Below are 8177 nucleotides of genomic sequence, written 5' to 3' on the forward strand. Positions count from 1 at the left end.
CGCCGGTGGTTCCCGTCGTCTCCAACGTCACGGTCACCCCGACCAGCGATCCCGACGAGATCGCCCGGCGCCTGGTCGCGCAGGTGACGGGCCGCGTGCGCTGGCGCGAGACGGTGGAGTGGTTCGCCGCCAACGGAGTCGCCACGCTCTACGAAGTCGGCGCCGGCAAGGTGCTGTCGGGCCTGGCGCGGCGGATCAACCGCGACGTTGCCACCGGCGCCGTCGGCACGGCGGCCGATGTCGAGGCGGCGCTGGCCGCGCTCGCATAATCCATTGGCGATTTGAACGCACCCGTGTGAAGGGTGCTCTCTGAGATCAGGAGACCAACATGTTCGAACTGACCGGCCGCAAGGCGCTCGTCACCGGCGCATCGGGTGGCATCGGCGAGGCGATCGCCCGCGTGCTGCACAGCCAGGGCGCCATCGTCGGCCTGCACGGCACCCGCCTCGAGAAGCTCGAGGCGCTGGCCGCCGAACTCGGCGACCGCGTGAAACTATTCCCGGCCAACCTGTCCGACCGCGACGAGGTCAAGGCACTCGGCCAGAAGGCGGAAGCCGATCTCGAAGGCGTCGACATCCTCGTCAACAATGCCGGCATCACCAAGGACGGCCTGTTCGTGCGCATGGCGGATGCCGATTGGGACAGCGTGCTGGAGGTCAACCTCACCGCCGTGTTCCGGCTGACGCGCGAGCTGACCCATCCGATGATGCGCCGCCGCCATGGCCGCATCATCAACATCACCTCGGTGGTCGGCGTCACCGGCAATCCCGGCCAGACCAATTACTGCGCCTCCAAGGCCGGCATGATCGGCTTTTCAAAGTCGCTGGCGCAGGAGATCGCCACCCGCAACATCACCGTCAACTGCGTCGCCCCGGGCTTCATCGAATCGGCCATGACCGACAAGCTCAACGACAAGCAGAAGGAGACGATCATGGCGGCGATCCCGACCCGGCGCATGGGCACCAGTGCCGAAGTCGCCTCCGCGGTCGCCTATCTCGCCTCCAACGAAGCGGCCTATGTCACCGGCCAGACCATTCATGTGAATGGCGGCATGGCGATGATCTGAGCAGCCTTGTTCCGACTATGGTCCGGCGGTTGTGAAAAGCGCCATTTCGGCTTGGACCTCCCGCATTTTTCGTGTAATGCGGCCGGCAACCCGGCGGTTCGGGCAAAAACCGGTCCTGTGGCGTTGCGTTACCCGCAAGACCATATTTCAGCTTGATTAGCGGCATTCCGCCCGCTAACGAAGACAACTCAACATAAGACGAGGATGCCCCAAATGAGTGACACCGCAGAGCGCGTCAAGAAGATCGTCATCGAGCACCTGGGCGTCGATGCCGACAAGGTGACGGAGCAGGCGAGCTTCATCGACGATCTGGGCGCTGACAGCCTCGACACGGTCGAACTCGTCATGGCGTTCGAAGAAGAATTCGGCGTCGAGATTCCGGACGATGCCGCCGAGACCATCCTGACCGTCGGCGACGCGGTGAAGTACATCGACAAGGCCTCGGCCTGAGGCTTTTCGCGGGCATCACCGGGGAGGACCTGCGATGAGGCGTGTCGTCGTCACGGGCCTTGGCCTGGTTTCGCCGTTTGGCATGGGCTTCGAGCACAGCTGGAAGGAACTGCTGACCGGCCGCAGCGCAGCCAAGCGCGTCACCGAGTTCGAAGTGGAGGATCTTGCTTGCAAGATCGCCCACGTCATTCCGCGCGGTGACGGCTCCAACGGCACGCTCAATCCCGAAGCCGTGCTCGAGCCGAAGGAACTGCGCAAGATTGGCGACTTCATCCTGTACGGGATCGCGGCCGCCGACGAGGCGCTGAAGGATTCCGGCTGGCAGCCGGGCACCGAGGAGGAGCGCTGCGCCACCGGCGTCATGATCGGTTCCGGCATCGGCGGGCTCGAGGGCATCGCCGAGAATGCGCTGATCCTGCACGAGCGCGGGCCTCGCCGTATCAGCCCGTTCTTCATCCCCGGCAACATCATCAACCTGGTCTCCGGGCAGGTGTCGATCCGGCACGGGCTGAAAGGCCCGAACCACGCCGTCGTCACCGCTTGCTCGACCGGCGCGCACGCCATCGGCGATGCCGCCCGCCTGATCATCTTCGGCGATGCCGACGTGATGCTGGCAGGCGGTGCCGAGGCGCCGGTGACCCGGCTTTCGCTGGCCGGCTTCGCCGCCTGCCGCGCGCTGTCAACCGAGCGTAACGAGACGCCGCAAAAGGCTTCCCGTCCCTATGACCGCGACCGCGACGGCTTCGTCATGGGCGAGGGTGCTGGCGTCGTGGTTCTGGAAGAACTCGAACACGCCAAGGCGCGCGGCGCCAAGATCTATGCCGAGGTCACCGGCTATGGGCTCACCGGCGATGCCTACCACATCACCGCGCCGGCCGAGGACGGCGACGGCGCCTTCCGCTGCATGACGGCGGCGCTGAAGCGGGCGAAGCTCTCGCCCGCCGACATCGACTACATCAACGCCCATGGCACCTCGACCATGGCCGACACGATCGAGCTCGGCGCCGTCGAGCGCCTTGTCGGCAATGCCGCCTCGAAGATCTCGATGTCGTCGACCAAGTCGTCGATCGGCCATCTCCTGGGCGCGGCGGGCGCGGCGGAGGCGATCTTCTCGATCCTCGCCATCCGCGACAACACGGCCCCCGCCACCATCAACCTCGACAATCCGGAGCGCGAGACGGCGATCGATCTCGTGCCGAACAAGCCGCGCGCCCGCCAGATCGACGTGGCGCTGTCCAACTCCTTCGGCTTCGGCGGCACCAACGCCTCGCTCGTCTTCCAGCGTTACAATGGCTGAGTGTGGGGCCGGCGGCCGCTCGCGCGGCCTGTCGTCAATTTTGCCATATTCGCCCCTACTCTGCCCTTGGGGATTCGCGCGTCGGACAGAAAACCGCGGCCGGTTTTCGCAAGGCACGAGGCGCAGGGTTGAAATGTTGGAGCGTGGTCCGCGCGTCCGCTGGGACGTGCGCCTCTCCAAGAGATCAGATGGTAGGGCGCTATGAACACAAATCCGGGCGGCAGCGGAGATTTCGGCAAGCAGCAGGCCGCAACTGGTCCGATCGTCCCGAAGACGGCGGCCGAGGCGCTGCGTCCCGAGGCCGGCACGCCGCCGCCGCGACGCTCGCGCGCCTCGCGCAGCCAGGTCGTCGTGTTCATGAATTTCGTCATCTCGCTGGTGATGCTGATGATCCTGGCGGCCGGCGCCGCGCTCTATTTCGGCAAGCAGGCGTTCACCGAACCCGGCCCGTCGGCCAATGGCGACACCTTCCTGGTCAAGCCGAACACCGGCGTTCAGGACATCGCCGACCAGCTCGAGCGGCGCGGCTTGATCAGCGACGCGCGCATCTTCCGCCTCGGCGTGCGTGCCACCGGCAATGATTCCGCGCTCAAGGCCGGCGAATACGAGATCAAGCCGCGCGCCTCGATGCTCGACATCATGGAAATGCTGAAGAGCGGCAAGTCGGTGATGTATTCGCTGACCATCCCCGAGGGGCTGACAGTCGAGCAGGCGCTGCAGCGCATCTCCGAGCAGGATGCGCTGACCGGCGACATGCCGGCGGCCATGCCGCCGGAGGGCAGCCTCGCCACCGACACACTGCGCTTCACCCGCGGCGCCACGCGCCAGCAGATGATCGACAAGCTCCTTGCCGACCAGAAGAAGCTGGTGGACGATGTCTGGGAGCGGCGCGCGCCGGACCTTCCGATCGCCAATGTCGAGGACTTCGTCACACTGGCCTCGATCGTCGAGAAGGAGACGGGCAGGGGGGACGAGCGTTCGCGCGTGGCCTCCGTGTTCCTCAACCGTCTCGCCAAGGGCATGCGCCTGCAGTCCGATCCGACCATCATCTACGGCCTGTTCGGCGGCAAGGGCAAACCCGCCGACCGTCCGATCTACCAGTCGGACATCGACAAGCAGACTCCCTACAACACCTATTTGATCAACGGCCTGCCGCCGACGCCGATCGCCAATCCCGGCCGTGCGGCCCTTGAGGCCGTCGCCAATCCATCAAAGACCGACGATCTCTATTTCGTCGCCGACGGCACCGGCGGCCATGTCTTTGCCGCGACGCTCGAAGAGCACAACCAGAACGTCGCCCGCTACCGGGCACTACAGAAGAAGCAGGCCGAGGACGCCGCCAAGGCTGGCGCCGCCAAGGTCGAGGGCCAGACCGACGCGCCGGCCACCGGCGACGATAGCGGTGACGCCGGTGGCGATGCGGGCGCCGCCCAATAGACAAACGCTTTTGAACTTGCGCCCGGCTGCAAGGGGGCGTTGATATTTTGACGGCGGCGTACGCTTCGAGGGGGCGCCGTGGTTTTTTGGAGCAATTCCAGGAAAAGTGTGCAACGCTTTCCGTTCGGAATTGCGTAGAAACAAATAGTTAGAGCGGTTCGGCGATGCCATCAACCGCTCAGGGTCGCGCAACGTCCGCGACCGCGCGCAAGGGGGCGCAAGGGCATTATGAATCTGCAGAGCATGACCGGTTTTGCACGGGCGGTCGCCGAACATGACGGCACCTCGATCGCCTGGGAGGTGAAATCGGTCAACGGCAAGAGCGTCGAGGTGAGGCTGCGGCTGCCGCAAGGCTTCGAGCGGCTCGAGCCGGCGGTCCGGCAGACGATCCAGAAGCGTTTTTCGCGCGGCAATTTCCAGGCGACGCTGACGGTCGGCCGCGCCGCCGGCCAGCAGGTGCAGCCGGTGGTCAACGAGTCCTTCCTCAAGGATCTGGCCGGGCTGGCCAAGCGCCTGCAGGAGCAATTCGGCGCCGCCCCCGCCACCGCCGACGGGCTGCTCGCGTTGCGCGGCGTGCTCGACATTCCCGAGACGATCGAAACCGAGGAGGCGCGGGCGGCGCTCGACGGCGCCATCCTGGCCTCGCTCGAAACGGTGCTGGTAGGCCTGGAAATGGCCCGTCAGGGCGAGGGCGCCGCCCTGCGCTCGCTGCTTGCCGGCCACATCGACGCCATCGAGGCGCTGACGCTGAAGGCCGAGGCGGATCCGTCGCGCGAGCCGGCGGCGATCCGCGAACGCATCGCCGAGCAGGTCCGCCTGTTGCTGGATGCTTCGGCCAATCTCGACGCCAGCAGGCTTCACCAGGAGGCGGCCTTCCTCGCCACCAAGGCCGATATCCGCGAGGAGATCGACCGGCTGAAGACCCATGTCGCTTCCGCGCGTGTGCTGCTCGCCAATGGCGGCGCCATCGGCCGCAAGCTCGATTTTCTGGCACAGGAATTCAACCGCGAATCGAATACGTTGTGCTCGAAGTCGAACGCTGCCGCGGTCACCGCCATCGGGCTGGAGCTGAAGGCGGTCGTCGACCAGTTTCGCGAACAGGTTCAGAATCTGGAGTGACCCGGATGGTTGCCAAGGAGCCGATGGTTGCCAGGGATCTGGGGTCCCGCATCCGCCGCCGCGGGCTGATGCTGGTTCTGTCGTCGCCGTCGGGCGCCGGCAAGTCAACGATCGCGCGCAATCTTCTCGAAAGCGATTCCAGTCTCGAGCTGTCGGTCTCGGTCACCACCAGACCGCGCCGGGGCTCGGAGATCGAAGGCGTGCACTATCACTTCCGCACCATGCGCGAGTTCGAGCGGCTGCGCGATTCTGACGCCCTGCTCGAATGGGCGGAGGTGCACGGCAATTGCTACGCCACGCCGCGCGAGCCGGCGGAGCTGGCGCTGGCGCAGGGCCGCGACATGCTGTTCGACATCGACTGGCAGGGCGCCCAGCAGCTCAAGGAGAAGATGCGCGCCGACATCGTCTCGATCTTCATCCTGCCGCCGTCGATGAAGGAATTGAAGGCGCGGCTGAAACGCCGCGCCGAGGACCAGGAATCGGTGATCGAGACCAGGCTGAAGAACGCCCGCCTCGAGATCGAGCACTGGAAGGAATACGACTTCGTCATCGTCAACGACGATCTCGACCGCGCCTTCGCCGAGGTGCGCGGCATCGTCACCGCCGAGCGGCTGCGGCGCGACAGGCGGCCGGGCCTGTTCGATTTCGTTTCGGGGTTGCTGGACGAGAAGACGGAATAGGCGCTCTTCCGCCGTCGGCGGATCCAAATTCGCGTTGCATCGAAACTTGAATTGGGCGACGCGCCTTCGGTCATTGCTTGGATGCATGTCGTTCTCCCAAGACCGGTGCGCACTTTTGGGCGACGTGCATTAATTCGCATCAGCCGTCCGGCAGATCATCCGGCCAACGCTGCGCTCCGTGAAGCACGCGCAGGATTCGAACAGTGGTTTCGTTCAGCTGGTAGGCAGCAACGTACGGCGTGCCGACGATGACAAGCTCTCGTGTCCCTGCAAGCCTACCGGTCCGGCCACTCTCGGGAAAGTCACGAAGTCGGCCTATCGCGGTGATGATCCGCTCGTCGACGGCGATTGCAGCCGCGGGATTGTCAGCCTCGATATGCGTGAATATCCCGTCGCGATCCGAAAGCGCGAAGGCCGACCACACGATTTTCAAGATTTAGGCTCACCGGCCTTGCGGCGCGCTGCTGCGCGTCTCTCGGCAAAATGCGCCTCGACTTGATCATCAGGGATGTCAGGTCGGGTGTCGTCGAGCGCTTCGCGCACCTTGGCACGAAACCATACGTCGTACGCCTCACTGTTTGCCACCAGATCGATGGGCAGCGCGCCCTCATTGGCGGTTCGCGTGAGGAGTATCCGCACCGCATCCGAAACCGTCAGCCCCATGCTTTCGAGCACGGCGGAAGCTCGATCCCGGATGTCGGCGTCAATACGCGTCTGGACAAGCGCGTTCGCTGGCATGAATAGTCTCCTTGTCACGAATGTAATGCATTTGAATGACAAATGCCAGCCCGCTGCCTCCTCCACAAGAAGAGCAGGCCGCAGCACTACACCGCGTTCGTCAACCTTACGAACTCGTCCACGCTGAGCGTTTCCGCCCGCCGCGTCGGGTCGATGCCGGCGCGCACCAGCAAGGCCTCGCCGCCGAGGCTCTTGACGCTTTGCCGCAGCATTTTCCGGCGCTGGCCGAAGGCGGCCTCGGTGACGCGGCCGAGCTTTTTCGCTTCGACCGGCAAGGGGGCCGTGCGCGGCACCAGATGCACCACCGATGAAGTCACCTTCGGTGGCGGGGTGAAGGCCTGCGGTGGCACGTCGAAGGCGATCCTGGCTTGCGTGCGCCAGCCGGCGAGCACGCCGAGCCGGCCATAGGCATCGCTGCCTGGGGCGGCGGTGATGCGCTCGGCCACCTCGCGCTGGAACATCAGCGTCATCGATTGGTAGAAGGGCGGCCATTCGGCAATCGTCAGCCAACGGATCAAGAGTTCGGTACCGATATTGTAGGGCAGGTTGGCGACGATCTTCACCGGTCCGCCGGCCTCCCCGGCAAGCGCGGCGAAGTCCGTCTTCAGCGCATCGCCGGGAATGACGTGCAAACGGCCGGGATAATGATTGGAGACCTCCGCTAGCGCTTCCAGGCAGCGCTCGTCGCGTTCGATCGCGACGACCCGCTTGGCGCCGTTGAACAGCAGCGCTCGCGTCAATCCGCCGGGGCCGGGGCCGACCTCGATCACGGTGGCGTCGGCGAGGTCGCCGGCGGCGCGCGCGATCTTGCCGGTCAAATTGAGGTCGAGCAGGAAATTCTGGCCGAGCGCCTTCTTCGCCTGCAGCCCATGGCGTTCGATCACCTCGCGCAGCGGCGGCAGCCCGTCGATCGTCATGCGGCCAGGCTCACGGCAAGCGCGCTCATGCGGCCACGGCCTCGGTCCCGCTGTCGGCAAGCCGGCGGGCGAGCCTCAGGGCAGCGATCAGGCTGTCGGCGCGCGCGATGCCTTGGCCGGCAATATCGAAAGCGGTGCCGTGGTCGGGCGAGGTGCGGATGAAGGGCAGGCCGAGCGTGACATTGACCGCCTCGTCGAAGGCCAGCGTCTTGGCCGGGATCAGCGCCTGGTCGTGGTACATGCAAAGTGCCGCGTCGTAGCCGGCTCGCGCCCGTGCATGGAACATGGTGTCGGCCGGCAACGGCCCGAAGGCGTCGATGCCCTCCGCCCTCAGTTGCTCGATCGCCGGCTGGATGACCCGCCTGTCCTCCACCCCCATTGCACCGCCTTCGCCGGCATGCGGGTTGAGGCCGGCGACCGCGAGCCTCGGCCTGGCGATGCCGAAGCGGGTTTTCAGGTCGGCGGCGGTGATG

General features: G+C 65.6%; 10 protein-coding genes and 1 pseudogene. 7 read left to right on the forward strand and 4 right to left on the reverse strand.

Features of this window, described 5'->3' with window-relative positions; translation table 11 throughout:
• The 7 genes and pseudogenes from EN780_RS21610 to gmk form a co-directional block, all read left to right on the forward strand.
• Positions 1–269, forward strand: a pseudogene (locus EN780_RS21610) (ACP S-malonyltransferase); the annotation flags it as partial.
• A 59-nt stretch (positions 270–328) separates the two neighbouring features.
• Positions 329–1066, forward strand: coding sequence for a 3-oxoacyl-[acyl-carrier-protein] reductase (gene fabG, locus EN780_RS21615; protein ID WP_128275268.1), 738 nt, complete (start codon positions 329–331; stop codon positions 1064–1066).
• Positions 1067–1279: 213 nt separating this feature from the next.
• Entirely contained in the window at positions 1280–1516 is a 237-nt protein-coding gene (locus EN780_RS21620) for an acyl carrier protein (RefSeq protein ID WP_006203723.1), read from the forward strand.
• 34 nt (positions 1517–1550) lie between these two features.
• The gene (gene fabF, locus EN780_RS21625; protein ID WP_127393661.1) at positions 1551–2813 is read left to right on the forward strand and encodes a beta-ketoacyl-ACP synthase II; all 1263 of its coding nucleotides are present in this window, start codon (positions 1551–1553) and stop codon (positions 2811–2813) included.
• Positions 2814–3014: 201 nt separating this feature from the next.
• Positions 3015–4250 (forward strand): endolytic transglycosylase MltG, encoded by a 1236-nt coding sequence (mltG, locus tag EN780_RS21630; protein ID WP_127311673.1) that lies wholly within the window; start codon positions 3015–3017, stop codon positions 4248–4250.
• Between the two features lie 228 nt (positions 4251–4478).
• A complete protein-coding gene (locus EN780_RS21635) occupies positions 4479–5369 on the forward strand; it encodes a YicC/YloC family endoribonuclease (RefSeq protein ID WP_127285716.1) in 891 nt (296 codons plus the stop codon).
• A gap of 5 nt (positions 5370–5374) precedes the next feature.
• Complete coding sequence (gmk, locus tag EN780_RS21640) at positions 5375–6049, forward strand: guanylate kinase (protein ID WP_245478501.1); 675 nt, start codon at positions 5375–5377, stop codon at positions 6047–6049.
• 139 nt (positions 6050–6188) lie between these two features.
• Here gmk and EN780_RS21645 read toward each other — a convergent pair whose 3' ends face one another.
• The 4 genes from EN780_RS21645 to EN780_RS21660 form a co-directional block, all read right to left on the reverse strand.
• Positions 6189–6482: a type II toxin-antitoxin system RelE/ParE family toxin gene (locus EN780_RS21645; protein WP_128275269.1), complete on the reverse strand. Its 294-nt coding sequence runs from the start codon at positions 6480–6482 to the stop codon at positions 6189–6191.
• Positions 6479–6787: a type II toxin-antitoxin system RelB/DinJ family antitoxin gene (locus tag EN780_RS21650; RefSeq protein ID WP_128275270.1), complete on the reverse strand. Its 309-nt coding sequence runs from the start codon at positions 6785–6787 to the stop codon at positions 6479–6481. Before EN780_RS21650 ends, EN780_RS21645 begins: the two co-directional genes overlap by 4 nt.
• An 86-nt stretch (positions 6788–6873) precedes the next feature.
• A complete protein-coding gene (rsmA, locus tag EN780_RS21655) occupies positions 6874–7704 on the reverse strand; it encodes a 16S rRNA (adenine(1518)-N(6)/adenine(1519)-N(6))-dimethyltransferase RsmA (RefSeq protein ID WP_128275271.1) in 831 nt (276 codons plus the stop codon).
• Positions 7705–7729: 25 nt separating this feature from the next.
• Positions 7730–8177, reverse strand: a 448-nt coding sequence (locus EN780_RS21660) for a 4-hydroxythreonine-4-phosphate dehydrogenase PdxA (protein ID WP_189556640.1), incomplete at its 5' end; no start/stop codon positions are given.

The organism is Mesorhizobium sp. M4B.F.Ca.ET.089.01.1.1, assembly GCF_004022605.1.
Taxonomy (GTDB): Bacteria; Pseudomonadota; Alphaproteobacteria; order Rhizobiales; family Rhizobiaceae; genus Mesorhizobium; species Mesorhizobium abyssinicae.

Excerpts from the sequence above, each read along its gene's own strand:
- gmk (WP_245478501.1), top strand. The coding sequence starts at position 5,375 with ATGGTTGCCAAGGAGCCGATGGTTGCCAGGGATCTGGGGTCCCGCATC.
- mltG (WP_127311673.1), top strand. The coding sequence starts at position 3,015 with ATGAACACAAATCCGGGCGGCAGCGGAGATTTCGGCAAGCAGCAGGCC.
- EN780_RS21650 (WP_128275270.1), bottom strand. The coding sequence starts at position 6,787 with ATGCCAGCGAACGCGCTTGTCCAGACGCGTATTGACGCCGACATCCGG.
- rsmA (WP_128275271.1), bottom strand. The coding sequence starts at position 7,704 with ATGACGATCGACGGGCTGCCGCCGCTGCGCGAGGTGATCGAACGCCAT.
- EN780_RS21620 (WP_006203723.1), top strand. The coding sequence starts at position 1,280 with ATGAGTGACACCGCAGAGCGCGTCAAGAAGATCGTCATCGAGCACCTG.
- EN780_RS21635 (WP_127285716.1), top strand. The coding sequence starts at position 4,479 with ATGAATCTGCAGAGCATGACCGGTTTTGCACGGGCGGTCGCCGAACAT.
- fabG (WP_128275268.1), top strand. The coding sequence starts at position 329 with ATGTTCGAACTGACCGGCCGCAAGGCGCTCGTCACCGGCGCATCGGGT.
- fabF (WP_127393661.1), top strand. The coding sequence starts at position 1,551 with ATGAGGCGTGTCGTCGTCACGGGCCTTGGCCTGGTTTCGCCGTTTGGC.